The following is a 22,728-nucleotide window of genomic DNA, read 5'->3' as shown; positions in this document are numbered from 1 at the left end:
GGACCGGCCGGTGCGGTGGCCCGACGGGACACCCTCCGGCGGAGGCGGGACGCGCTCACCGGCCGGCCGTCACCGGCGGCTCTGCAGGGCCAGCGCGCAGGAGTCGCCGCCGGCGTCGCGCACCCGGAGCGCCCAGCGGGTGACGTCGGCGGCGGGCATCGGCCGGGCCACCAGGTAGCCCTGGGCCAGGTCGCACCCGGCCTCCCGGACCATCTGCAGGTGCTCGGCGGTCTCGACGCCCTCGGCCACCGACCGGATGCCCAGGGTGCGGGCCAGGGAGACGATCGCGGCCAGGACGGCACCGGTGCCGCCGGCGGCCAGCCGGGCGGCCGCGGTCAGCAGCGAGCGGTCGATCTTCAGCGTGCCGATGGGCAGCGCGAGCAGCTGGGCGAGGGAGGACCAGCCGGTCCCGAAGTCGTCGATCGCCACCCGGACGCCGAAGCCGCGCAGCACCGACAGCTGGTCCTCGGCGCGGGTGGGGTCCTCCGCGACGCTGGTCTCGGTCAGCTCGAGCACCAGCCGCTCCGGGGGCAGCCCGGAGTCGTGCAGGGCCACGCGGACGTCGCGGACCAGCGTCTCGGCGGAGAAGTGCCGCGCGCTGATGTTGACCGACATGCGCAGCGGCAGGCCCTGGGCGGCCCACTCGGCGGCCTGGCGGGTGGTCTCCCCCAACAGCCAGCGGGTGATCGGGATCAGCTGGCCGGTCTCCTCGGCCACGGAGAGGAAGGCGTCGGGCGAGAGCAGCCCGCGCTCGGGGTGGTTCCAGCGCAGCAGCGCCTCGACGCCGTCGACCTCCCCGGTGTCGACGCGCACCACCGGCTGGTAGTGGACGACGAACTCGTCGACCGCGCCGTCCCGCAGCCGGTTGGCCACCTCCAGCCGCCAGCGCGCGGCCTCGCGCAGGCCCGGGGAGAACAGGTGGATGCGGTCGCGGCCGGACCCCTTGGCCGCGTAGGCCGCGGCGTCGGCGTCGCTGAGCAGCTGGTGGGCCTGCTGGGCGCCGGGCTGGGCGGCGGCGACGCCGATGCTGGCCGACAGCGGGACGGAGATGCCGTTGGCGACGAAGGGCCGGGTGAAGGACGACTGCAGCCGGAAGGCCAGCGCCGCGGCCTCGGACGTGTCACACCCGCGGGCCAGGACGAGGAACTGGTCGCCGCCCAGCCGGCCGACGGCGTCGGTCGGCCGCACCTGGTCGGCCAGCCGACCGCCCACCTGGCGCAGCAGCTCGTCGCCGACCTCGTGACCGAGCGAGTCGTTGACCGTCTTGAACCCGTCGAGGTCCAGGAACAGCAGCGCCGCCCGGGCGTTCGGCTCGGCGAGGGCCTCCCCGACCAGCTGGAGCAGCCGGGAGCGGTTGGGCAGGCCGGTCAGGTCGTCGTGGCTGGCCTGCCAGGCCAGCTGCTCCTGGACGCGGACCCGCTCGGTGATGTCGGTGTGGGTGACGACCACCTGCCCGGAGTGCTCGACCCGCGCGGCCTGCAGCCGGAACCACTGGGGGTCGGGGCCGAAGGCGTGCGCGTAGTCGTGGACGAAGGCGCGGTCGGCCGTGCCCGGGCCGCCGGTGAGGAGCTCGCCGATGCCGGTGGAGATGGTGCGCAGGTCCGCGAGGGACAGGTTCTGCGCGAGGGCCTGCAGGTAGTCGTCCCCGACCGCGCCGGGCCGCAGCCCGGCCGCGCGGAGGAGCTCGCTCGCGGCGTGCCACCGGCGGTTCACCGACGCGATCCGGCCGTCCGGGTCGATCAGCGCGGTGGCCTGGGGCAGCGCCTCCAGGACGGCGGAGAGCTGGTGCAGCTCGGCCGCGGTCTTCCGTTCGCTGCGGCGCTCCTCGTCGATGTCGCGCAGGAAGGCGGTGAGCCCGTCGGCGTCGGCGAAGGCGCGGATCTCGAACCAGCGGCCGAAGGGGACGTAGAAGTACTCGAACGTCCGCGGGCGCCCGTCGTCGAGCACCCCCCGGTACTCGTCCTCGATGACGGAGCCGAGGACCTCGGGGAAGAGCTCGAAGGCGTACTGGCCGACCATCTCCTCGGCGTTCCGGCCGAAGAGCTCCTCCGCCGCGGCGTTGACGTAGGTGAACCGCCAGCGCCGGTCGATGCGGTAGACCGCATCGGACACCCGTGACAGGGGGTCGGCCGAGGCAGCGCGCTCACTCCGGACGTGTCCGTGCACTCTGCCCGCTCTCTCTCCCCCTGCGGCATACGCCGGTCCCTGCTGGTGAGGACGACGCCGCCGCCCGATCCCCCGGCTACGGCGTCCGACGCACCACCGAGGGTAACGGCACGCGTGTAATTCAGGCAGCCTCCACCCTCGCCCGATCCACGATCCGGCGCGCGGGCGTACCCGTCGGGAGGGTCCCGAGCACCGGGCTCCAGTCCCCCGCCAGCCGGGTGGCGCAGAAGGCGTCGGCGACCTCACCAGGGGCGTGCCGCACGAGGAGCGACGCCTGCAGGCACAGGGCGAGCAGGCCGGCGACGCGACGGGCACGCATCGGCAGCTGGTCGGGGTCGGCCAGCTCGGCGGCCAGCCGGCCGACGGCGGCGTCCAGCCTCGGGTCGGTTCCGCGGGCGAGGTCGATCTCGGCGCGGACGGCGGCCAGGGAGTCCGAGGAGCGCCCCATCGCCCGGAGCACGTCGAGGGCGATGACGTTGCCCGAGCCCTCCCAGATCGAGTTCAGGGGGGCCTGCCGGTAGAGCCGCGGGAGGCCGGACTCCTCGACGTACCCGTTGCCGCCGAGCACCTCCAGCGCCTCGGCCACCGCGGTCGGGGTCCGCTTGCAGACCCAGAACTTGGCGGCCGCCCCGGCCAGGCGGAGGAAGTCGGCCTCGCCCGCGTCCACGGCCGCGGCCAGCCGGACGGCGAGCGCGGTGGCCGCCTCGCAGTCCAGGGCGAGGTCGGCGAGCACGTTCTGCATCAGGGGCTGGTCGACCAGCAGCGCGCCGAACGCCCGCCGGTGCCGGGCGTGGTGGACGGCCTGGGTGAGCGCGGCGCGCACGGTGGCCGCGGAGCCCAGGACGCAGTCGAGCCGGGTCGTGTTGACCATCTCGATGATGGTCGGGACCCCGCGGCCGGGCTCCCCCACCAGCCAGCCCGTCGTCCCCTCGAACTCCACCTCGCTGGAGGCGTTGGAGCGGTCGCCCAGCTTGTCCTTGAGCCGCTGCAGCCGGAACACGTTGCGGCTGCCGTCGGGCAGCACCCGGGGGACGAGGAAGCAGGAGACGCCCTCGGGGAGCTGGGCGAGGACGAGGAAGAGGTCGCTCATGGGGGCACTGGTGAACCACTTGTGACCGGTCAGGGCGTGGGTGCCGTCCGGCTGCGGGACCGCGCGGGTGGTGTTGGCCCGCACGTCGGAGCCGCCCTGCTTCTCGGTCATCCCCATGCCGGCGACCAGGCCCCGCTTGCCCGTCGGCTCGGTGAGCCCGAACTCGTAGGCGGTCGCGGTGAGCCCTGGTCCGAAGTTGGCGGCCAGGTCGGGGGCGGCGCGCAGCGCGGGGACGACGGCGTAGGTCATGGTCACCGGGCAGGCATGGCCCATCTCCACCTGGGTCCAGCCGAGGTAGCCGACGGCCCGGCGCACGTGCGCGTGGGGTTCGGGGGACGCCCACGGGGCACCGGCCAGGCCGTGCTCGAACGCCGTCCGCATGAGGTCGTGCCAGGCGGGGTGGAACTCGACCTCGTCGACGCGGTGCCCGTAGCGGTCGTGGGTCGCCAGGCGGGGCGGGTTCTCGTTCGCCAGCCGCCCCCACTCCTGCGCCTGCTCGCTCCCGGCGAGCGCCCCCAGCGCCTTGAGCGACTCCAGGGTGGCCGCGTCGGCGTGCCGGAGGCAGGCCTCGGTCAGGGCGGCGTCCCCGGCGATCGGGTCGTGTCCGACCAGCGGCGGGACCTGGTTGGTGACCTCGTGCGTGGCGCCCATGGCGGCACGGTACGACGGGGCGGTTCCACGTGGAACGCGCTCACGGCGGCGCTGCGCGCCGCTGCGTCGCGGTGCCGCCTGCGCCGGTCGCGCTGCCGCCGGTGCCGGATTCGCGCTGCCACCTGCGCCGGTCGCGCTGCCGCCTGGCCGCGCCCACGCCCACCGCGCCGCGTCGTCGCCGCCGCAGGGTCGGTGGCGAGCGGGTCCGCGTCGACCACGCAGGATGGGCGGGTGCGTGGCCCCCGGTTGGCGTCCCAGCGGGGATGGCAGCGGTGGCCGCCGGGCTGCGCGGCGGTGCTGCCGACGAGTGGTTCGTGGCGCTCGGCACCTCGATGCGCCCCGCGGTCCGCACCGTCCAGCGCTGCCACGATCGAACGCCGGTCGTGCGGCGGGCCATGGGCAGGTCCGCAGCACTCGCGCACGATGCAGGGCATGGCCGACCCGTCCCCGCATCGACACCACACCATCGACTACCTGGAGTTCACGGTCACCGACCTCGAGCGGGCCAAGCGGTTCTACGCCGAGGCCTTCGGCTGGGAGTTCACCGACTACGGGCCGGCGTACGCCGGGATCCGGGACCCGCGGGGCGGATCCGACGCGGAGGTGGGCGGCCTGCGCCTCGACCAGGACGTGCGCCCGGGCGGCCCGCTGGTGCTCCTCTACTCGACCGACCTCGAGGCGTCCGTGGCGGCGGTGACGCGCGCCGGTGGGCAGGTCGTCAACGGGCCGTACGAGTTCCCCGGTGGACGGCGGTTCCACTTCACCGACCCGAGCGGGAACGAACTCGGCGTCTGGGCCGAGCAGTAGGGTCGGCGCCGCTCGGCCGAGGCGCAGGACGGCGGACGCGAGCCGGCCGGGTCAGCGGACCAGGCGGCCGATCGCCAGCCTGGCCAGGGGCGCGTACCCGACCACCACCGGAGCCGGGCCGTCCATCCGCAGCCCCGTGGTGCTGCCGCCGTCGGGCCCCTCGGCCACCCAGTGCAGCAGGTGCAGCCGCACGGGTCCCAGCGACACCGTCCACGACCACTGCCGCGCCGCCTCGTCCACGGCGTCCACCACGAACGGCAGTGCGACCCCGACCGGCCCGCGCACCCGGCCCGCCACGCCTGCCACCAGCCGGGGGCCGGGCACGTCGACGCCGGTGATCTGCGGTGCCCACTCCGGCCACCGCGCCGGCACGGCGTAGCGCTCCCAGACCTCCGCCGGCGCCTCGGGCCCGGTCGCGTGCAGCGTCAGGACCGTCATGCCGGAGGCCCGCCGAGGAGGAGCTGCCGCAGCATGTGCATCGCGAGTGACACCGCGCGCTGCCGGACGGCCGACCGCGATCCGGGCAGCACCACGGACCGCGGCTGGTGCCCGTCCGGGCCGACGGCGCACAGGTGCACCGTGCCGACCGGCTTCTCCGGCGACCCGCCGCCGGGACCGGCGATCCCGGTGATGCCGACGCCGACGTCGGCACCGAAGCGGGCCCGCGCCCCGTCCGCGAGCGCCGCCGCCACCTGCGTGCTCACGGCGCCGTACTCGGCGAGCATCTCCGCCGGGACCCCGACCAGCTGCTCCTTGGCCGAGTTCGCGTACGACGCGACCCCGCCGAGGACCCACGCCGACGAGCCCGCCCGCTCGGTCAGCCGCGCCACGAGCAGCCCGCTGGTGCAGGACTCCGCCGTCGCCACGGTGAGCCCGCGCGAGCCGAGCGCCTCGGCGACCAGGTCGTCGACGGTCGGACCGGTGGAGAACAGGTGCTCGCCGTGCGCCTCCCGCAGGACGTCGACCAGCCGGTCGTAGTCCGGCTGCGCCGCCGGCCCGAACCGGCTGACGATCTCCAGCTCGCCGTCCCGGAGGCACGTGGTGACCTCCAGGGCGGGAAACTCGTGCTGCCGGAGCGTGGCCGCCAGCTGCGACTCCAGCGTGCCCCACAGCCGGACCGTCTCCTGCCGCAGCTCGGCACGGCCGGCCAGCGCGCGCTGCACCTGCTCGTCGGCCAGCGCGGCGGGCCACATGCCCTGCAGCTCCGACGGCGGACCGGGCAGCACGACGACCACCGGCCCCGCGTGGCCCTCGGCCGGGGGGACGACGAGGCCGGGGGCGGTCCCGACCGGCGGCAGCACGGTGGCGCCCGCGGGCACCGTCGCCTGCTTCCGCACACCGGCCGCGGTGGCCTCGGGGTCGGCCCGCCAGCCGCGGCCCTCCATGAGGCCCTCGACGATGGCGCCGATCCCCCGCTCGAGCGACGGGTCCACCGCCGAGGGCCGGCCCTGCACGTCCCCGACCACCTCCGCGGTCAGGTCGTCGGCGGTCGGCCCCAGGCCGCCGCTGGTGATGACCAGGTCCTCCCCGGCGAGGTACCGCAGCGCACCCCGCAGGTCCTCCGGCCGGTCCCCCACCACGAGGACGGCACCGACGTCCACGCCCAGGAGCCGCAACTGCTCGGCGAGCCACGGCCCGTTCCGGTCGGTGACCCGGCCGGTGAGCACCTCGGTCCCGGTGACGACGATCCCTGCGCGCGCACCCACCCGGCCGACCCTAACGACGTCCGGGACCCGCCGCGTCGCTTGCGGGGAACACGGCCCCTCCCCCGCTACCGTGCCGGGGACGGACCGGTCCGCCGCCGGATGCCGCGCGCGAGCGAGGAGGAACCGTGCACCAGCCGACCACCAGCCCCCAGCCCGCGACGCTGGGCCCCGGCGCGCACGAGATCCCGGTGCCCGGCACCGCCACGGGCACCCAGCACCTCCCCCGGGCCGAGTACGACGGGCCACCGGTGCAGGCGACCGGCCCGGTCGACTTCGTGCCCGGGCTCCCCGGCACCCCGCCGCCCTCTGCCGCGGCGCCGACGCCCCGGCAGGGCGACCGGGCGCGCACGAGGCGCGAGCCCCGCACGGGTCGCGAACCGCGCGCCGGCCGCACGGCGTCGATGACGCCCCGCCAGCGGGCCTCCCTCATGGGTGCCGGCGTGGCCGGGCTGAGCCTGGTGTTGCTCGAGGTCGGCCTGCTGCTGCGCGTCGACACCGGGGCCCTCTGGTCGACGGTGCCGCTGTGGTCGGCGTTCGCCACGCTGGCCGGCGTCGTGGGCCTGCTGCCGTTCGCCGGCCGGGTCCTCCCCAGCGTCCGGCGGCGCCCCGAGGGCGCCTGGCGGGTGGCCGCCGCCGGCCTGACCGGCCTGGCGGTCTTCTGGGTGCTGGTGGTCCTCCCGGCCGTGGACAGCAACCGTGGCTTCGTCCTCACCGCCGCGCTCGCCGCCCTCGGCGTGGCGCTCTGGATCGCCCCGGTCCGCCGGCGCTGAGTCCGGCAGGCACGGGGAGACGCACGGGCGGTCGAGTAGAGGCTGGACGGCGTGGAGCTGCTCGCGATCGCGATGGGGACCGCCGCTCAGCTCCCGGCGGTCACGCACGAGCACCCGTTCGGGCCCGAGTGGGAGGTGTTCAAGGTCGTCGGCAAGGTGTTCCTGCTCGCGACCGAGGTGCCCGGCGAGCCGGTCGTGACCCTGAAGTGCGAGCCCGAGCACAGCCGGGCGCTGCAGCAGCGGTACGCGGAGGTCGTCCCCGGCTACCACATGGACAAGCGGCACTGGCTGACCATCCGCGCTGGTGACGCGATGACGCGGGAGCTCGTCGACGAGCTGGTGCGCAACTCGTACGAGCTGGTGGTGGAGGGACTGCCCAGGAGGAAGCGCCCGACCGGTGCGAGGCAGTCCCACGGCGAACCGCAGGACGCCTCCGTACCCGACCGGCGCTGACCTCGGGGGACGGGTCAGCCGCGGCCGTTCCCGTTCCCGCGGCCCTTCCCGTTCCCGTTCCCGTTGCCGTTGCCGTTGCCGTTCCCGTTGCCGTTGCCGTTGCCGTTCCCGTTCCCCGAGTCGGAGGACGAGTCGGACCCCTGGTCGGCGTCCTCCGACTCGTCCTCGGCCTCCTCGCCCTCCGCGTCCTCCGGGCCACCCCCGGAGTCGTCCACGGCCTCCGTCACCGGAGGCGCGGGTTCGGGCGCAGGAGCGGGTTCGGGAGCCGGCTCCGGCGACGAGGGCGGGACGACGGTCTCGACGACCACCCGTTCCCGCACGACCGGCGCGGGCGGCGGGGCCACCGACACGGTGAGCGTCACGAGGTCGCCCGGTACCAGCGCCCCGACCGGGCCGAGGGCGGTCACCTGCCCGGCGGGGACGTCCCCGCGCTCCTGCACCACCCGCTCGACCCGCAGGCCCAGGGCGGCCAGCGCGGCCTCGACCTCGTCGACGGGCCGACCCAGGTGGTCGGCGGCGGCCACCAGCACGCCCGGGACCTGCTGACCGTCGTCCTCCCCCGCCGGGTCGGACGGGGCGGCAGGCGAGGCCACGGCCACCGGCGTCCGGTCGTCCGCGAGCTGCAGGGCGCCGATCCCGATGCCGACACCGGCCAGCAGCGCGACGACCGGGACCAGCAACCGGCGACGTCGCGGGACCGGGGTGAGCCCGGTGAGCGGCAGCGCCGCCGTGGGGGGCGGCGGGAGGGCACGTCCGGCCCGGACGTCGGCCACGGCGTCCCGGACGGCGGCGCCATCGCGGAACCGGGCGGCCAGGTCCTTGACCAGCGCGGTGGCGACGAGGGTGCGCACGGGCCCGGGGACGTCGTCGGGGAGCGGGTCGGGCTCGTCGCGGATCTGCATCAGCGCGACCTGCACCGGGCTCTCACCCTCGAACGGGCGCCGCCCGGCGAGGCACTCGTAGGCGATGACCCCCAGGGCGTAGACGTCGCTGGCCGGGCCCGCCTTGCCGCCGGCCGCCTGCTCCGGGGCCAGGTAGTGGGCGGTGCCGACCACCTGGCCGGTCCGGGTGAGCGGCACGCTCGACGCCGACCAGGCGATGCCGAAGTCGGTGATCTTGACGCTGCCGTCCACGCCGAGCAGCACGTTCCCGGGCTTGACGTCGCGGTGGACCACCCCGGCGGCGTGCGCCACGGCCAGCGCCGCCGCCGTCTGCCCGACGACGTCCAGGGTCCGCTCGGGGCCGAGCCGGCCCTCCCGGGCGAGCAGCGCGGAGAGCGGCTCCCCCTCCACCAGCTCCATCACCAGGTAGGCCAGGGTCTCCCCCTCCCCGGACACCACCTCCCCGTAGTCGTGCAGCGCGGCGATGCCCGGGTGCAGCAGCCGGGCGGTGTGGTGCGCCTCGGCGCGGAACCGGGCGAGGAAGGTCGGGTCGCCGGTGTACTCGCTGCGCAGGACCTTGACCGCCACGGCCCGGTCGAGCAGCCGGTCCCGGGCCCGCCACACCTGGCCCATGCCGCCGGTCGCGAGCAGGGTCAGCAGCTCGTAGCGGTCGCCGAGCGTGCGCCGCCCGAGCTCCGTCACACCTGCCTCCTGACCTCGGCCGTCCCTCAGCGGCTCCCCAGCGTGCCACCGCAGGCGGCAGACGACATCCGGACGCCGGTCAGCCGCGGTCCTCCTCGTCGTCGTCCTCGTCGTCCTGGTCCTGCCAGCGCGACTCCTCCGAGGTGGACGACGACGTGGTGGTCGTGGTCGTCGGCGCGGTCGTGGTCGTGGTCGGCGCCGTGGTGGTCGTGGTGGTCGTGGCCGGCGCGGTCGTCGTCGGCGCGGACGACGACGGCGGGGCGCTGCCCGACAACTGCGTCGGATCCGGCGCCGGGACGGTCGTGGTCGGCGCGGCCTCCTGCTCCTCCTGCGGTGCCGGCCGGACGGTGGAGGGTCCCTCGCCGGCGGCGCCGGTCACCGGCGAGGAGCCGCGGTCCGGCGTCCGGGACACCGGCGGCGCGACGCCGTAGAGCACGACCACCTCGTCACCGGGCCGCAGCGCCCCGCCCGGCGGCTCCAGCCCGGTGACCAGGCCGGGCACGGAGTCAGGCGTCACCTGCTCCTGCCGGGAGACCAGCAGGCCCAGCGCGGAGAGTGCCAGCGCCACCTCGTCGACCGGCCGGCCCACGTAGTCCGTGACGTCGAGGAGGATCTCCGCGCCCTGCGTCTGCGCGGCGACCTGCGGCGGTGCGCTCGGCCCGTCGTTGACGGCGACGAACACCCCCGCGGCGGCCCCGGCGCCCAGCAGCAGCGTGAGCAGCGGCACGAGCACCGCGGCCGGCCCGTGCCGGCGGTGCACCGGCGGGCTGATCGTGTGCGGCGCGGGCGTGCTGTCCGTCCGCGGCGTCGGCAGCGACGGCGGGCCGGCGGGGGGCTCCCCGCTCCCGGCAGGCGGGGGCGGCGGGACGGCGACGGCCTGCGTGGCCGGCGGCTCGGGCTGCGGGCGGCCGGCCCGGACGTCCTCGATCGCGGCCACGAACGCCGCGCCGTCGGCCATGCGGACGGCGGGGTCCTTGCTCAGGGCGCGGCGGATCAGCGTGCGGACGTCGCCGGGCAGGTCGTCGGGCAGCGGGTCGGGGTCCTCGCGCACCTGCTTGAGCGCGATCGTGACCGCGTTGTCGCCGTCGAAGGCCGGGTGCCCGGTCAGGCACTCGTAGCCGACGAGGCCGAGGGCGTAGACGTCGCTGGCCGGGGTGGCGTGGTGGCCCTCGGCGACCTCGGGCGAGAGGTACTGCGGCGTGCCGATGACCTGGCCGGTGCGGGTGAGCGGCACGCTGTCGGCCGACCAGGCGATGCCGAAGTCGGTGATCTTCACGCTGCCGTCGGCGCGGACGAGGATGTTGCCCGGCTTGACGTCCCGGTGGACCAGTCCGACGCGGTGCGCCTCGGCCAGCGCGGAGGCGGTCTGCTCCAGGAGGGAGAGGGTGGTCTCGGCGTCGAACCGGTCCCCTCGGTGCAGCACCGCCGACAGCGGCTCGCCCTCCACCAGCTCCATGACCAGGTAGGACAGCGGCTCGCCGCTGCCGTCCTCCGCCTCGGTCTCACCGAAGTCGAAGACGGCGGCGATGTTGGGGTGACTCAGCGCCGCGGCGTGCTGGGCCTCGGCGCGGAACCGGGCCCGGAAGGTGGGGTCGGCGGTGTACTCGCTGCGGAGGACCTTCACCGCGACGGGCCGGCCGAGCAGGGTGTCACAGCCCCGCCACACCTGCCCCATGCCGCCGGCGGCGATCAGGTCGGCGAGCTCGTAGCGGCCACCCAGGCTGCGCCGTCCCGGCTCCACCACCGTGGCTCACCCCTCGCCTGCGACCCGGCCGCCCGATCTCGGCCCGGGGGGTGCCGGTCCCCCCTGGGTCTGGATGTCCCGTGAGGAGCGCCGGTACACATGCGGCGGACCGCCGACCGCGTCTCGGGCGTGTCGTTGTCCGAGGGCGCGGGCGCAGGTGCCCCCTCCGGGAGATCGCCCCCATCGTCCCAGGTCAGGGACACCCCGTGACGGGACCGTTCATCACGACTCGGTCACGGCTCGAAGAGCGATCGACCCCACCAGTCGGACTCGTCGCGGACGCCCGGCGGGCAGGCGAACACGGCCGAGGAGGTGTGCCGGATGTACTCGTTCATGGCGTCGTCGCGCAGGTTGCGCTGCACCTGGACGAAGCCGGTCTCCGGGTTGCGCTGGAACGCGATGAAGAACAGCCCGGCGTCGAGCCGGCCCAGGCCGTCGGAGCCGTCGACGAAGCTGTAGCCGCGTCGCAGGATCGCCGTCCCTGCGTTCGTCGGGTGGGCGAGGAACACGTGCGACGTCTCGGGGATGGCGAACTCGCCGTCCACCTGCGCGGTGAAGTCCACCGGGTCGAACTCCCGCTGCTGGCCGAGCGGCGCGCCGGCGCCCTTGGTCCGGCCGATGGTCTTCTCCTGCTCGTCCAGCGTGGAGCTGTCCCAGGGCTCGATGAGCATCCGGATGCGGCGGGTGACCAGGTAGGTCCCGCCGGTCAGCCAGTCGGCCCCGCCCCCGTCGGCATCGTCGTCCCCGACCCAGACGAACCGGTCCAGGGTCTCGGTGTTCTCGGCCTTGAGGTTGTCGGTCCCGTCCTTGAAGCCGAACAGGTTGCGCGGGGTGGCCTGCCCGGTCGTGGTGGACGACGTCCGGCCGAAACCGAGCTGCGACCAGCGGACGGAGACCACCCCGGCGCCGATGCGGACCAGGTTGCGGACGGCGTGCACGGCCACCTGCGGGTCGTTGGCGCAGGCCTGGATGCACAGGTCCCCACCGCTGATGGCGGGGTCGATCTGGTCGCCGGGGAAGGGGGGCAGCTCCACCAGCGGCCCGGGCCGGCGGGCGGCCAGCCCGAAGCGGTCGGTGCCGTCGGCGGCGGTGAACAGGGTCGGGCCGAAGCCGATGGTCAGGGTCAGCCCGGACGCCGGCAGGCCGATCGCCTCGCCGGTGTCGTCCGGCGGGGCGTACTGGTCACCGTCGACGGCGCCGACCGGGCCGGCGTCCTGGCCGGCGGCCATCCGGCGCGCGGCCGCCGTCCAGGCCTTGAGCACCTCGACGAGCTCGTCGCGGCTGTCGGTGGTGACGTCGAAGGCGACGAAGTGCAGCCGGTCCTGGGCCGGCGTGACGATCCCGGCCTGGTGCACGCCGGTGAACTCCACCGCGTCGGTCGGCGACGGCCCGGCCGCCGTCGCCGTGCCGCTGCCCTCCGCGGTGGCCCGCCCCACCGCGCCGCCGGCGGCCCCGGCCGCGAGGACCCCCGCGGTGCCGGCTCCCACCAGGCCGAACAGGCGGCGCCGGGACAGGCCCCGGACAGACGGGGTCGGTTCGCTCATGACTGCCTCACTGCGCTGGTCCGCGGCGGGCGACCGCGGGTTCGATCCGCGGTCGGCCGACCGCGCTGCTGGTCAGCGGTCGGCGACGACCGCGGCGACCTGGCTGACGGAAGCGGTGAGCGCGGTGATGCTGTCGCTCAGGCCGCGCAGCTGCTCCTGCGTGAGCTGGTCGTACAGGACCCAACCGTCGCCGGATCGGTGCTGTTCCAGCTCGGCCTCGGTGGCCGCGAACCGCTCGTCGATCTCGGCCACCAGGTCGGGGTCGGCCTCCTCGAGGTAGGGGCGCAGCGCCTGGACGGCGGCCTCGGAGCCCTCGAGGTTGGCGGCGAAGTCCCACAGGTCGGTGTGCGAGTAGCGGTCCTCCTCGCCGGTGATCTTGCCGGTGGCGATCTCGTCGAGCAGCGCCTTGGCGCCGTTGGCCAGCTGCAGCGGGTCGAGGGTCACGTCGTTGGCGAGGTCGACGACCTCCTGCACGTTCTCGTCCAGCTGGTCGGCGTAGGGGGTCATGCCCTCGGTGGTGCCCCCGACCCACAGCGCCTGCTCGATGCGGTGGTAGCCGGTGAAGTCCTGGCCGGGCTCCTGGTCGCCCTCGCGGCCGTCGATGAGCGGGTCGAGGTCGCCGAAGCTCTCGGCCACCGGCTCGATCCGCTCCCAGTAGGTGCGCGCCACCGGGAACAGCGCCTTGGCCCCCTCGACGTCCCCGGCCCGGACGGCGTCGGTGAAGGCGGTCGTCTGCTCCAGCAGGGCGCCGGTCTGGCTCTGCACGTAGCGCTGGTAGTCCGCCGAGGCCTGGGCGAGGCTCTCGTCCTCGGACAGCTGCGGCGCCTCCCCGGTCACGGTGAGCCCGTTGCGGATCCCGTCACCGACCATCCCCGGCTTGCAGGCGGTCTGGTAGTCCCCGGCCGGCAGCTCGACGAGCAGCTCGCGGGTCAGCCCGGGGGCGATGTTCTCCACCTCGCCCATCACCCGGTCGCCCTCGGCGTAGACGTAGAACTCGGTGACCCGGCTGCCCTGGTTGGTGACCTGGAAGGAGTGGGTGCCGGCCGGCAGCTCGGACTCGGCCACGTCGCAGGCGTCGTCGGCCGCTGCGACCGCGATCGTGTCCGCGGCCGACGAGCCGGAGGCGCCCTCTGCGGCTCCGGTCCCGCCGCTGCTGCTGCAGGCCGCGGTGGTCAGTGCCGCGAGCAGGGTGGCGGCGAGGACGGGGAGGCGACGGCTACGCGCGGACATTCTCGTGGGTCTCCGGGGTCGACGGGCTCCCCAGCTGGGCGCCGGGGGAGGACGGGGGAGTGGCGGACCGCGGCCGGGCCGGCCAGAGGAAGGCGAGCAGCACCGGGAGGACGTAGACCACCCAGGCGATCGACTCGAGGACGGTCGGGGCGGGGGTGGCGTTGAACATCCCGGCGAGGGCCGCCCCGTACCAGCTGTCGGGGGGCAGGACGCCGGAGACGTCGAAGGCGAGCACGTCGAGGCCGGGCAGCACGCCGGCCTCCTGGAAGTCGTGGACGCCGTACTTGAGGATCCCGGCGGCCACGAGGACGAGCAGCACCCCGCTGACCGTGAAGAACCGCGACAGGTCCACCCGGATCGCGCCGGCGTAGAGGCCGACCCCGATCACGACGGCGCTGAGCACGCCCGCGCTGATCGCGACCAGCGGCGTCGCGGTCGTCGTCGCGCCCTGCGCGGCGGCGTAGAAGAGCAGCGTCGTCTCCAGGCCCTCGCGGACGACCGAGAGGAAGGCGACGCCGGCGACGGCCAGCGCGCCCATCCCCAGGGCGTGCTCGAGCTGCCCGGTGAGCTCGCCCTTGAGCCTGCGGGCGGTCCGCCGCATCCAGAAGACCATCCAGGTGACCAGGACGACGGCCAGCACCGAGGTGATCGCCTCGAACAGCTCCCGCGACCGGTGGTCGGCCAGCAGCGTCGTCTCGGTGTAGGTGAGCAGCGCGCCGAACAGCACCGAGAGCGCGACGGCGAGGGCGACGCCGGCCCACAGCGGCAGCAGCTGCCGGCGGCGGCCGGACTTCACCAGGTAGGCGACCAGGATGCTGACCACCAGGGTGGCCTCGAGCCCCTCCCGGAGCCCGATCAGGTAGCTGGCGAGGAACGCCTGGTCCATGCGGGGACCCCATCCGTGACACGGGCGAGCCCCGCGACGGCGTCGTAGGGCAGGCTCACCTTACTCACGGATCCGCGGGGTTCCAGGCGGGTCGCAGGCCGCGGACGGGCGGCCGCGGACGGGCGGCCGCGGAGCCGGGCCCGCCGGGAGCGGCGTTGCGGCGAGGTTGCAGCGGTCCCGATCCGGACGCGGCCAACGCTTGCCAGCCGCAACGGTCGACTGTGACGGTGGACACCCCCGGCGGCCGCCGCCGGTTCCCTCCCAACGCCGAGAGGACGGTCCCCCGATGACCAACGCTGCCGAGCAGGCCGAGGAGCAGGCGCCCACCCCGCCCCCCGCCGCCCCCGACATGACCGAGGTCCTGGCCGACGCGCCCACCAACTGGGGCAAGTGGGGTCCGGACGACGAGGTCGGGTCGCTCAACTACCTGACCGCCGAGGAGGTGCTCCGCGGCATCCAGCACGTCAAGCAGGGCACGGTCTTCACGCTGCAGCGGCTGATCGGCGACCCGAAGGGCGACCCGGTGTGGCCCGGCCGCTCGCCGGCCGAGCGGACGATGATCCTGGACGAGTCCACCTGGGACTCCCCCGACGCCCCGCAGTTCCCCGGCGGCCTGCACTACGCCGACGACAAGATCAACGCCTTCCTGCAGGGCTCCACGCAGTACGACGCCCTGGGCCACGTCTGGTACGGCGGGCAGATCTGGAACGGCTACGACGCCCGGACGACGGTCGGCGGGATGGACAAGGCCAGCGTCGAGCCGATCGCCCAGCGCGGCGTCGTGGGCCGCGGCATCCTGCTCGACATGGCCCGCTTCCGCGGGAAGCCCACCCTCGACAAGGGCGAGACCTTCACCCACGAGGACCTCATGGCCTGCGCCGAGGCCCAGGGCACCCGGATCGAGAAGCACGACATCCTGGTCATCCGGACCAACTTCCTCCAGCTGTTCTACGACCAGGGCGAGGCCTTCTACGAGGGCTTCAACGAGCCCGGCCTGGTCTACAGCCCCGAGCTGGTGCGCTGGTTCCAGGAGATGGAGATCCCCAACCTGGTCACCGACACCATCGCCAACGAGGTCACCTACGACCCGAACAACGGCACCGCGCTGCCCCTGCACTGCGCGCTGATGCGCAACCTCGGGGTCACCCTGACCGAGATCTGCGACCTGGAGGCGCTGGCCGAGAACTGCGCGGCGGACCGGCAGTACACGTTCCTCTACGCCGCCGCGCCGCTGAAGGTGCACCGGGCCACCGGCTCGCCGGTCAACCCCCTCGCGATCAAGTGACGGCGATGTCGACCTACGAGCAGCGGCCGTGGCTGGCCCTCTACGCGGAGGGCCAGCCCGCCGACATCACCCCCGACCACGCCACGATGCTCGAGGTCTTCGAGGCCTCGCTCGCGGCCGCGCCGGACGCCGTCGCGATCCGCTACTTCGACGGCGTCCTCACCTTCGCCGACCTCGACGCCGCCTCCGACGCCCTGGCCGTGGGGCTGGCCGGGGCCGGGTTCGCCCCGGGCGACCGGATGGGCCTGTACGTGCAGAACGACCCGGCGTTCGTCATCGGGCTGCTCGGCGCGTGGAAGGCCGGCGGCGCGGCGGTGGCGATCAACCCGATGAACAAGGCGCGCGAGCTGACCTACCTGCTCAGCGACTCCGGTGCCACGGCGCTGCTGTGCCTCGAGGAGCTCTACACGGGGGTGGCCCGCGACGTCCTGCCGGAGACGCAGGTGCGCACCGTGGTCACCTGCTCCGCGCTCGACCGGCAGACCCGGGACGACCCGCGGGTGCTCGGCGACGTCGTCCGCACCCGGCCGGAGGGCACCCTCGACCTCGAGGAGCTGCTCTCCACCCACGCCGGGGAGGAGCCCGACGCCCCCGCGCCGTCCGGGGACGACGTGGCGATCCTGACCTACACGTCGGGGACGACGGGCGTGCCCAAGGGCGCGATGAACACCCACCGCACGATGACCTTCAACGCCTACACCTACCGGGAGTGGGTCCGGCTCACGCCGGAGGACAGCGTCCTGGGCATCGCGCCGCTGTTCCACATCACCGGGCTGGTCGCCCACGTCGCCGTCGCGCTGCTGGTGGGCTGCCCGCTGGTGCTGGCGCACCGCTTCCACCCCGAGGCGGTGCTGGACACCATCCGGGAACACCGCCCCACGTTCACCATCGGGTCGATCACGGTGTTCATCTCCCTGATGGGGGTGCCCGGGGTGTCCCGGGACGACTTCGCCTCGTTCCGGGCCATCTACTCCGGCGGCGCGCCGATCGCCCCGGCGGTCACCGAGCAGTTCGAGGCGCTGACCGGGCACTACATCCACAACGCCTACGGGCTCACCGAGACCAACTCCCCGTCGCACCTGGTGCCGCTGGGGCGGACCGCGCCGGTGGACCCGGACTCGGGCGCGCTCTCGGTCGGGGTGCCGGTCTACAACACCGTCGTCCGCATCCTCGACGAGGACGGCAAGGAGCTCCCGCCGCGGGAGATCGGGGAGATCGCGACCGCCGGGCCGCAGGTCGTGCCGGGCTACTGGAACAAGCCCGAGGCGACCGCCGAGTCCCTGCCCGGCGGGGAGCTGCGCACCGGCGACGTCGGGTTCATGGACGAGCAGGGCTGGTTCTACATCGTCGACCGCAAGAAGGACATGATCAACGCGGCCGGGTACAAGGTGTGGCCCCGCGAGGTCGAGGACGTCCTGTACGGGCACCCGGCCGTGCGGGAGGCGGCGGTCGTCGGCGTCCCCGACGCCTACCGCGGCGAGTCGGTGAAGGCGTTCGTGTCGCTCAAGCCGGGCACGACCGCGACCCCGGAGGAGGTCATCGCCTTCGCCAGGGAACGCATGGCCGCCTACAAGTACCCGCGGTCGGTGGAACTGGTCGACGAGCTGCCGAAGACGACGACGGGGAAGATCCTCCGCCGGGAGCTCCGCGACCGGAAGCCCGGGTGAGCACCGCAGGGAGCGCCAGCGACCGAGGAGCGGAGCGAGAGCCGGACGGTCGCCATGGGGACCGCGACGACCCGCCCACCGGGTGGGCTCCTCGGGCCGGGCCGTGATCAGGTGACCTGATCGCGCGGGGTCCTCCCCACCGTTCGCCGTGGGGGTGGACCCCGCACGGGAGGGGAGGACGCCCGCGGCCGCACGGGCTGGACCGCAGGACCGACGAGAGACGAGGTGGGGCGACGATGCCCGAGGCGACAGAGCCGGAGACCGTGACCCGTGAGGACGCCGGCGGCGTCGCGACCATCACCCTGCTGCGGCCGGGCCTCACCCACCGCTCACGCCGGGAGCTGCTCGACGTCGTCCGGGAGGTCGGCGCCGACGGGTCGGTGCGGGCGATCGTGCTCACCGGGCGCGGCCGGGCGTTCTGCGTGGGGCAGGACCTCGCCCAGCACGTCGAGGCGCTCCGGGGCGACGCCGCGAGCTCGCTGTCGGTGGTCGAGGACGAGTACAACCCGCTGGTCCTGGCCCTGGCCGCGCTGCGCGTGCCCGTGGTGGTGGCGGTCAACGGGGCCTGCGCCGGGGCGGGCCTGGGCATCGCGCTGGCCGGGGACCTGCGGATCGCCGCCGCCGGCGCCAAGTTCACCACCGCCTTCACCGGGATCGGCCTGTCGAGCGACTCCGCGCTGGCCTCCCGGCTGGTCCACTGCGTCGGCGGCTCCCGCGCCGCGGAGATCCTGCTGCTGCCCGACCCCTTCCCCGCCGAGACGGCGGCGACCTGGGGCCTGGTGCACCGGGTGGTCGAGCCCGAGCAGGTGCTGCCCGAGGCGCAGGCACTGGCTGCCCGCCTCGCCGCCGGCCCGACGGCCGCCTACCGGGCGCTCAAGACGGTGCTGGCCACCGCCGCCACCGACTCCCTCGAGGACACCCTGGCCCTGGAGGCGCGGCTGCAGAAGGAGCTCGGGCAGACCGCCGACCACCGCGAGGCCGTGGAGGCCTTCCTGGAGAAGCGCACGCCGCGCTTCACCGGTCACTGAGGGTGTCGACACGACCGGGTCCTGCCGACGCGCCCCGTACCGAGACGGTCACCCCCGGTTCGCGATGACAGGCTCCGGGAGGTCGTCGGGAGGGGGAGACGTGACGGGGTCCGCGGGGTCGCGGGGGACGCGGAGCGGAGCAGCGGGTCCGGTGGGCCGGACGCCGCCACCACGCACCGCGCCGCCACCGCGGGCGGCCGACGGGCGACCGCAGCCGCGGCGGGTCGTCCTCACCGGCAACGTCGTCCAGCAGCTCCCCCCGCCGCCGCCCCCGCGCCCGGCGACCACGAGTGACCTCGCCCCGCCGATCGGCCGTCCTCGGCCGGCGGCGCCGGGCACGGTCCGGGCCACCGCCGCGCTGTGGTGGGCCGGCTGCGTGGCGGCGCTGACCGGCCTGGGTGCCGCGCTGCTGGACTCCGAGGCGTTGCGGGCCCGGCTGACCGAGACCGCCACCGCCGCCGACCCGGCGGCCTCCGCCGACCTGGTCGCCGACGGCGTGCGCGCCACGATGGTCCTGGTGCTGGCGAGCGTCGCCGCCCTGGTCGCCCTCTCCCTGCTGTGGGTGGGCCTGCTGCTGCGCGCCCGCACGTGGGCCCGCTGGGCGCTGGTGGTCACCGCGGCGCCGCTCCTGCTGGCCCTGGACGTGGCGCAGAGCGTCGTCGCCGGCGATGCCGACACCGACCGGCTAGCGCTGGTCCTCGCCGCCGGCCTGTTCGTCGTCGCCCTCGTCCCCCTCCTCAGCCGCTCCGCCCGCGCGTTCTGCCGGGGCGCTCGCCGCTGACGTCCCCCAGCCGTCCAGCTCGGCCAGCAGCGCCTCGCACGAGCGGACGACGACCTCGGCGGCGTCGGCGCTCGCCCGGCCGGCCAACGGGTCCTCGGCCGTCGCGCGCCAGCGGCCCAGCGCCTCGAACGCCGCGGTCCGCAGGTCGGCGTGCGGGGTGTCCGCGGGCAGCCCCAGGCGGGCGGCGGGTCCGGTCCCCTCGGCACCGAGCAGGCGCTCGGCGTCGGGCCGCAGCTGCTCCGCCAGCGGGCTGTCGGCCGACCGCGCCCGGGCCAGCAGCTCCAGCTCGGCCAGGGCCGGCGTGGCCAGCCGGACCCGTTCGACGCCGGCGCGCAGCGCGTCGCCGCCGTCCACCGGGTGCTCCTCCAGCACGGCCTGCAGCAGCCGCAGCGCCGTCCCCGCCTTCAGCGCGTCACCGCGGTCGGTGAGGTGGACGCGCATCAGCCGCTGCAGCTCGACCAGCCCGCTGCGCTGCAGCAGCTCCACGGCGAGGGCCGAGGCGTCGGGCACGCCGGCCCGGATCAGCGCGAGGGACAGCCGGATGCCGAACAGGCCCAGCCGGTCCAGGAGCGCGGCCCGGACGTCCTGCGCGAGCGGCACCGGCGCCTCGGCGCGGCAGAACCGGTCAGGGGTGAGCAGCATCGCGGCGACCTGCGCCTGGTCGGCGGTGGCCAGGCTGCGCAGGGCGACGTAGTCCCCGTGCCGCAGGGTGCGGCCGGCCAGCGCCAGCAGCCCGGCGACGGGCACCACGGCCGCGCTCACCGCCCGCAGCTCGGGGTCCTCGGACATCCGCCGGGCCACCGCGCCGGCCGCGTGCAGGGCGTCCAGCCGGCCGGCACCGACCTCGTCGGCGCGGGAGAGCACGGTGATCGTGGTGGCGTGCGCCCCGGCGGCCGCGCCGGCCTGGAACCCGGCGAGGACGGCGACGTCCTCGGGCTGGGGCTGGCGGGTGAGGAACACGACCGCGTCGGCACCCGCGGTCCCCTCGTCGCCGTCCAGGAAGGTGCGGGTCCGGGCGCTGGTGTCCGCCGACAGCGACGAGATGCCCGGGGTGTCGACCACGGTGGCCGGCTGCAGGTCGGGGGCCGGCCACTCCACCAGCAGCGAGGCGACCTCCTCGGGCGGGGTCCCGCCGAGCTCCAGCTGCAGGCCGCCGTCGGCCCGGCGGACCGGCAGGGTCCGGGTCTGCCCGTCCGTGCCGTGCAGGACCGCCCTCGGCGTGGCCCCGTGCCGGTAGAGGGTCACCACCCGGGTGCACTCGCCGGCGTCGGTGGGCGCGATCCGCGCCCCCACCAGGGCGTTGAGCAGGGTGGACTTCCCGGACTTGACCCGCCCGACCAGCGCCAGCCGCAGCGGCTCGTCCAGCCGCCGCCGCTGCGCCCGCAGCCGCTCGGCGACGTCGGGCCGGTCGGCGTAGCGCTCCAGCGCGTCGTCCAGCAGCGCCCGGACGTCGTCCAGGACCGCCGTCGGAGCCCCCGCCGTGAGCGTCACGGGACCGCCACCGCCGTCCGGCTGAGCTGGCGCACCTCGGCGGCGAGCCGGTCGAGCTGGTCCAGCCGCAGCCGCAGGGAGCGGATGCGGGCGTCGCGCTCGGCGGTGGCCTCCTTGGTCGAGCGCTGCGCGGCCGCCACGGCGTCGGCCAGGGAGCGGGACATCTCCTCCGCGGTGTCGGTGATCAGGTCGCGCAGGGTGCGCTGGACGGTCCGCAGCCGGTCCTTGAGCTGCTTGCCGACCTGGAACACCACCTCGTCCAGGTGCCGGCGGACGACGGCCTTCGCCTCGGACTGCCGCCGCTGCACCCGCTGCTTCTTGTCGTCGTTGTAGGCCTTGCGCCCGAGCAGGACGCCGGCGGCCAGCGAGATCGGGTTGATGATCGCCATCCCGGCCAGGCTGGTCACCAGCCCGGTCATCAGGACGCCGGTGTAGGACCCGCGCAGCCCGATCAGCGCCCGCTCGCGCAGGGTCATGGCGCCCTCGTCGATCTCCGGCAGGTCGACCAGGCTCTCCAGGGCGTCGCCGGCGGCCCCCACGGACAGGGCCGGGACCGCGGCGCCGCCGTCCCGGGAGAACTGCTCGATCACCCGCTCGGCCAGCCACTCCGAGCGCTGCCCGGCCCAGACGTAGCTGTCGGCGACGGCCGCGGCGATCCGCCGGTCGAGCCACGCGGCCAGCTCGGCCCATGCCGGACCGGGGTCCTGGGCGTCGATCGCCTCCTCGGCCTCCCGGGTCACCACCCGGGACCGGTCGCGCAGGTCGAAGTCGATGTCGCTCATGAGGTCGGTGACGCCGTCGGCGAGCACCTGCTGCCAGCGCGAGGAGCGGCGGCGCAGGTCGTCGGCGGCGGCCTTGGCCTCCTCCAGACCGCGCAGCAGCTCCTCCCGGCCGGCCGGGTCCTGCAGGCCGGCCAGCTCCGTGCGGACGGCGAGGGAGAGGTGCTCGGTGACCGCCGCGAGGTCGTGCACCAGCGCGCGCCGGGCGAGGACCTCGGCGCGGTCGACGACCTCGCGGCGCAGGTGGGTGACCAGCGCCCCGATGCCGGACTCCTCGTGCAGCTCCCGGTCCCGGTGCTGCACCGCCAGCTGCGCCAGCGCCGAGGAGACGGCGAACAGCGGCGCCTCGATGCCGCGGCCGGCCAGGTGGGCGCGGTCGAGCTCGAGGACGGTGCGCCACTGCGGGCAGGCGTCGGTCTTGGTGAGGACGCAGACGACCGTCGGGCACAGGCCGCGCGCCTGCTCCAGGAAGGCCATCTCCGGGGCGGTGAACTCCTGGCTCGCGTCGGACACGAGCAGGACGGCGTCCGCGGTCGGCAGCAGGTCGACCGTCCGCAGCGCCCGCACCGTGCCCACCCCGCCCACACCGGCGGTGTCGACGAGCTCCAGACCGCCGTCGAGCAGCCGCCGCGGGAGCTCCACCTCCGCCTGCAGCAGCCGCTCGTCGGTGCCGGTCACCCGCGCCGCGACCTGGTCGATGGGCACCGGCACCCGCTCGGTGGGGACGTCTGCCCCGGCCTCGGCGGCCGGTCCGGCGGCCAGGACGAGGGTGGCGCGGGGGGCCTCCCCGTTGCGCACGACCGTCGGGACGACGGTGGCGACGTCGTCGGCCACCGGGCAGACCGGGGCGCCCACCAGGGCGTTGACCAGCGAGCTCTTGCCCTGCTTGGGCTCGCCCACGACCAGCACCCGCACCCCGGGGGTCTGCGAGCGCTCCCGCGCCTGGAGCAGCCGCCGGTGCAGGTCCGGCCGCTCGCAGACCTCCGCGAGCGCCACCGCCCGGTCGATCACCTGTGCTGTCGTGGACACGGTCACCTCCAGTCACCCGGTCTTACCACCCGCGTGCG

At 75.4% G+C, this 22,728-nt stretch carries 18 protein-coding genes; 7 read left to right on the top strand and 11 right to left on the bottom strand.

The features are described from left to right. Positions 1-69 precede the first annotated feature (69 nt). Entirely contained in the window at positions 70-2,112 is a 2,043-nt protein-coding gene (locus ACI79I_RS08775) for a putative bifunctional diguanylate cyclase/phosphodiesterase (RefSeq protein WP_456991928.1), read from the bottom strand. Between the two features lie 175 nt (positions 2,113-2,287). Continuing rightward, positions 2,288-3,907 (bottom strand): acyl-CoA dehydrogenase family protein, encoded by a 1,620-nt coding sequence (locus tag ACI79I_RS08770; protein ID WP_456991927.1) that lies wholly within the window; start codon positions 3,905-3,907, stop codon positions 2,288-2,290. Between the two features lie 432 nt (positions 3,908-4,339). On the opposite strand from ACI79I_RS08770, the gene ACI79I_RS08765 reads away from it, so the two are divergent. Next, entirely contained in the window at positions 4,340-4,714 is a 375-nt protein-coding gene (locus tag ACI79I_RS08765; protein ID WP_456991925.1) for a VOC family protein, read from the top strand. 51 nt (positions 4,715-4,765) lie between these two features. Here the strand turns inward: ACI79I_RS08765 and ACI79I_RS08760 are convergent, their stop codons facing one another. Together ACI79I_RS08760 and ACI79I_RS08755 are read right to left on the bottom strand one after the other, a co-directional pair. Next, complete coding sequence (locus ACI79I_RS08760; protein ID WP_456991924.1) at positions 4,766-5,152, bottom strand: SRPBCC family protein; 387 nt, start codon at positions 5,150-5,152, stop codon at positions 4,766-4,768. Further along, positions 5,149-6,420 (bottom strand): competence/damage-inducible protein A, encoded by a 1,272-nt coding sequence (locus tag ACI79I_RS08755; protein WP_456991923.1) that lies wholly within the window; start codon positions 6,418-6,420, stop codon positions 5,149-5,151. Before ACI79I_RS08755 ends, ACI79I_RS08760 begins: the two co-directional genes overlap by 4 nt. A gap of 125 nt (positions 6,421-6,545) precedes the next feature. On the opposite strand from ACI79I_RS08755, the gene ACI79I_RS08750 reads away from it, so the two are divergent. Both ACI79I_RS08750 and ACI79I_RS08745 read left to right on the top strand, forming a co-directional pair. Further along, the gene (locus ACI79I_RS08750) at positions 6,546-7,190 is read left to right on the top strand and encodes a hypothetical protein (protein WP_456991922.1); all 645 of its coding nucleotides are present in this window, start codon (positions 6,546-6,548) and stop codon (positions 7,188-7,190) included. A 51-nt stretch (positions 7,191-7,241) separates the two neighbouring features. After that, the gene (locus ACI79I_RS08745) at positions 7,242-7,643 is read left to right on the top strand and encodes an MmcQ/YjbR family DNA-binding protein (RefSeq protein ID WP_456991921.1); all 402 of its coding nucleotides are present in this window, start codon (positions 7,242-7,244) and stop codon (positions 7,641-7,643) included. Positions 7,644-7,657: 14 nt separating this feature from the next. Here the strand turns inward: ACI79I_RS08745 and ACI79I_RS08740 are convergent, their stop codons facing one another. From ACI79I_RS08740 to efeU, 5 genes are all read right to left on the bottom strand, one after another. Beyond that, on the bottom strand, positions 7,658-9,226 hold the full coding sequence (locus ACI79I_RS08740) for a protein kinase domain-containing protein (RefSeq protein ID WP_456991920.1): 1,569 nt from the start codon (positions 9,224-9,226) through the stop codon (positions 7,658-7,660). A gap of 79 nt (positions 9,227-9,305) precedes the next feature. Beyond that, positions 9,306-10,970, bottom strand: a complete 1,665-nt coding sequence (locus tag ACI79I_RS08735; RefSeq protein ID WP_456991919.1) for a protein kinase domain-containing protein — start codon at positions 10,968-10,970, stop codon at positions 9,306-9,308. 233 nt (positions 10,971-11,203) lie between these two features. Beyond that, positions 11,204-12,514: an iron uptake transporter deferrochelatase/peroxidase subunit gene (efeB, locus tag ACI79I_RS08730; protein WP_456991918.1), complete on the bottom strand. Its 1,311-nt coding sequence runs from the start codon at positions 12,512-12,514 to the stop codon at positions 11,204-11,206. A gap of 72 nt (positions 12,515-12,586) precedes the next feature. Beyond that, a complete protein-coding gene (gene efeO, locus ACI79I_RS08725) occupies positions 12,587-13,744 on the bottom strand; it encodes an iron uptake system protein EfeO (protein ID WP_456991917.1) in 1,158 nt (385 codons plus the stop codon). After that, a complete protein-coding gene (efeU, locus tag ACI79I_RS08720; RefSeq protein WP_456991916.1) occupies positions 13,731-14,630 on the bottom strand; it encodes an iron uptake transporter permease EfeU in 900 nt (299 codons plus the stop codon). Before efeU ends, efeO begins: the two co-directional genes overlap by 14 nt. Before the next feature lie 286 nt (positions 14,631-14,916). On the opposite strand from efeU, the gene ACI79I_RS08715 reads away from it, so the two are divergent. The 4 genes from ACI79I_RS08715 (at position 14,917) to ACI79I_RS08700 (ending at position 19,391) form a co-directional block, all read left to right on the top strand. Beyond that, positions 14,917-15,915 carry a cyclase family protein gene (locus ACI79I_RS08715; RefSeq protein ID WP_456991915.1) on the top strand — a complete coding sequence of 333 codons (999 nt, stop codon included), beginning with the start codon at positions 14,917-14,919 and terminating at the stop codon, positions 15,913-15,915. Positions 15,916-15,920: 5 nt separating this feature from the next. After that, the gene (locus tag ACI79I_RS08710; RefSeq protein WP_456991914.1) at positions 15,921-17,582 is read left to right on the top strand and encodes an AMP-binding protein; all 1,662 of its coding nucleotides are present in this window, start codon (positions 15,921-15,923) and stop codon (positions 17,580-17,582) included. Positions 17,583-17,818: 236 nt separating this feature from the next. Then, positions 17,819-18,610 (top strand): enoyl-CoA hydratase-related protein, encoded by a 792-nt coding sequence (locus ACI79I_RS08705; RefSeq protein WP_456991913.1) that lies wholly within the window; start codon positions 17,819-17,821, stop codon positions 18,608-18,610. 151 nt (positions 18,611-18,761) lie between these two features. Beyond that, positions 18,762-19,391: a hypothetical protein gene (locus tag ACI79I_RS08700; protein ID WP_456991912.1), complete on the top strand. Its 630-nt coding sequence runs from the start codon at positions 18,762-18,764 to the stop codon at positions 19,389-19,391. Here the strand turns inward: ACI79I_RS08700 and ACI79I_RS08695 are convergent. Both ACI79I_RS08695 and ACI79I_RS08690 read right to left on the bottom strand, forming a co-directional pair. Next, complete coding sequence (locus tag ACI79I_RS08695; RefSeq protein ID WP_456991911.1) at positions 19,296-20,882, bottom strand: dynamin family protein; 1,587 nt, start codon at positions 20,880-20,882, stop codon at positions 19,296-19,298. The two genes, ACI79I_RS08700 and ACI79I_RS08695, sit on opposite strands and share 96 nt — an antisense overlap. Continuing rightward, positions 20,879-22,690: a dynamin family protein gene (locus ACI79I_RS08690; RefSeq protein WP_456991910.1), complete on the bottom strand. Its 1,812-nt coding sequence runs from the start codon at positions 22,688-22,690 to the stop codon at positions 20,879-20,881. The genes ACI79I_RS08695 and ACI79I_RS08690 overlap by 4 nt, the downstream gene beginning before the upstream one ends. Positions 22,691-22,728: the final 38 nt, after the last annotated feature.

The organism is Geodermatophilus sp. SYSU D01105, from assembly GCF_054050095.1.
The sequence above is the reverse complement of the archived record's forward strand: the minus strand, read 5'-3'. Positions and strand labels throughout refer to the sequence as shown.

Coding starts and splice junctions, on each gene's coding strand:
- efeU (WP_456991916.1), bottom strand. CDS start 14,630: ATGGACCAGGCGTTCCTCGCCAGCTACCTGATCGGGCTCCGGGAGGGG.
- ACI79I_RS08770 (WP_456991927.1), bottom strand. CDS start 3,907: ATGGGCGCCACGCACGAGGTCACCAACCAGGTCCCGCCGCTGGTCGGA.
- efeO (WP_456991917.1), bottom strand. CDS start 13,744: ATGTCCGCGCGTAGCCGTCGCCTCCCCGTCCTCGCCGCCACCCTGCTC.
- ACI79I_RS08705 (WP_456991913.1), top strand. CDS start 17,819: ATGCCCGAGGCGACAGAGCCGGAGACCGTGACCCGTGAGGACGCCGGC.
- efeB (WP_456991918.1), bottom strand. CDS start 12,514: ATGAGCGAACCGACCCCGTCTGTCCGGGGCCTGTCCCGGCGCCGCCTG.
- ACI79I_RS08715 (WP_456991915.1), top strand. CDS start 14,917: ATGACCAACGCTGCCGAGCAGGCCGAGGAGCAGGCGCCCACCCCGCCC.
- ACI79I_RS08710 (WP_456991914.1), top strand. CDS start 15,921: ATGTCGACCTACGAGCAGCGGCCGTGGCTGGCCCTCTACGCGGAGGGC.
- ACI79I_RS08765 (WP_456991925.1), top strand. CDS start 4,340: ATGGCCGACCCGTCCCCGCATCGACACCACACCATCGACTACCTGGAG.
- ACI79I_RS08760 (WP_456991924.1), bottom strand. CDS start 5,152: ATGACGGTCCTGACGCTGCACGCGACCGGGCCCGAGGCGCCGGCGGAG.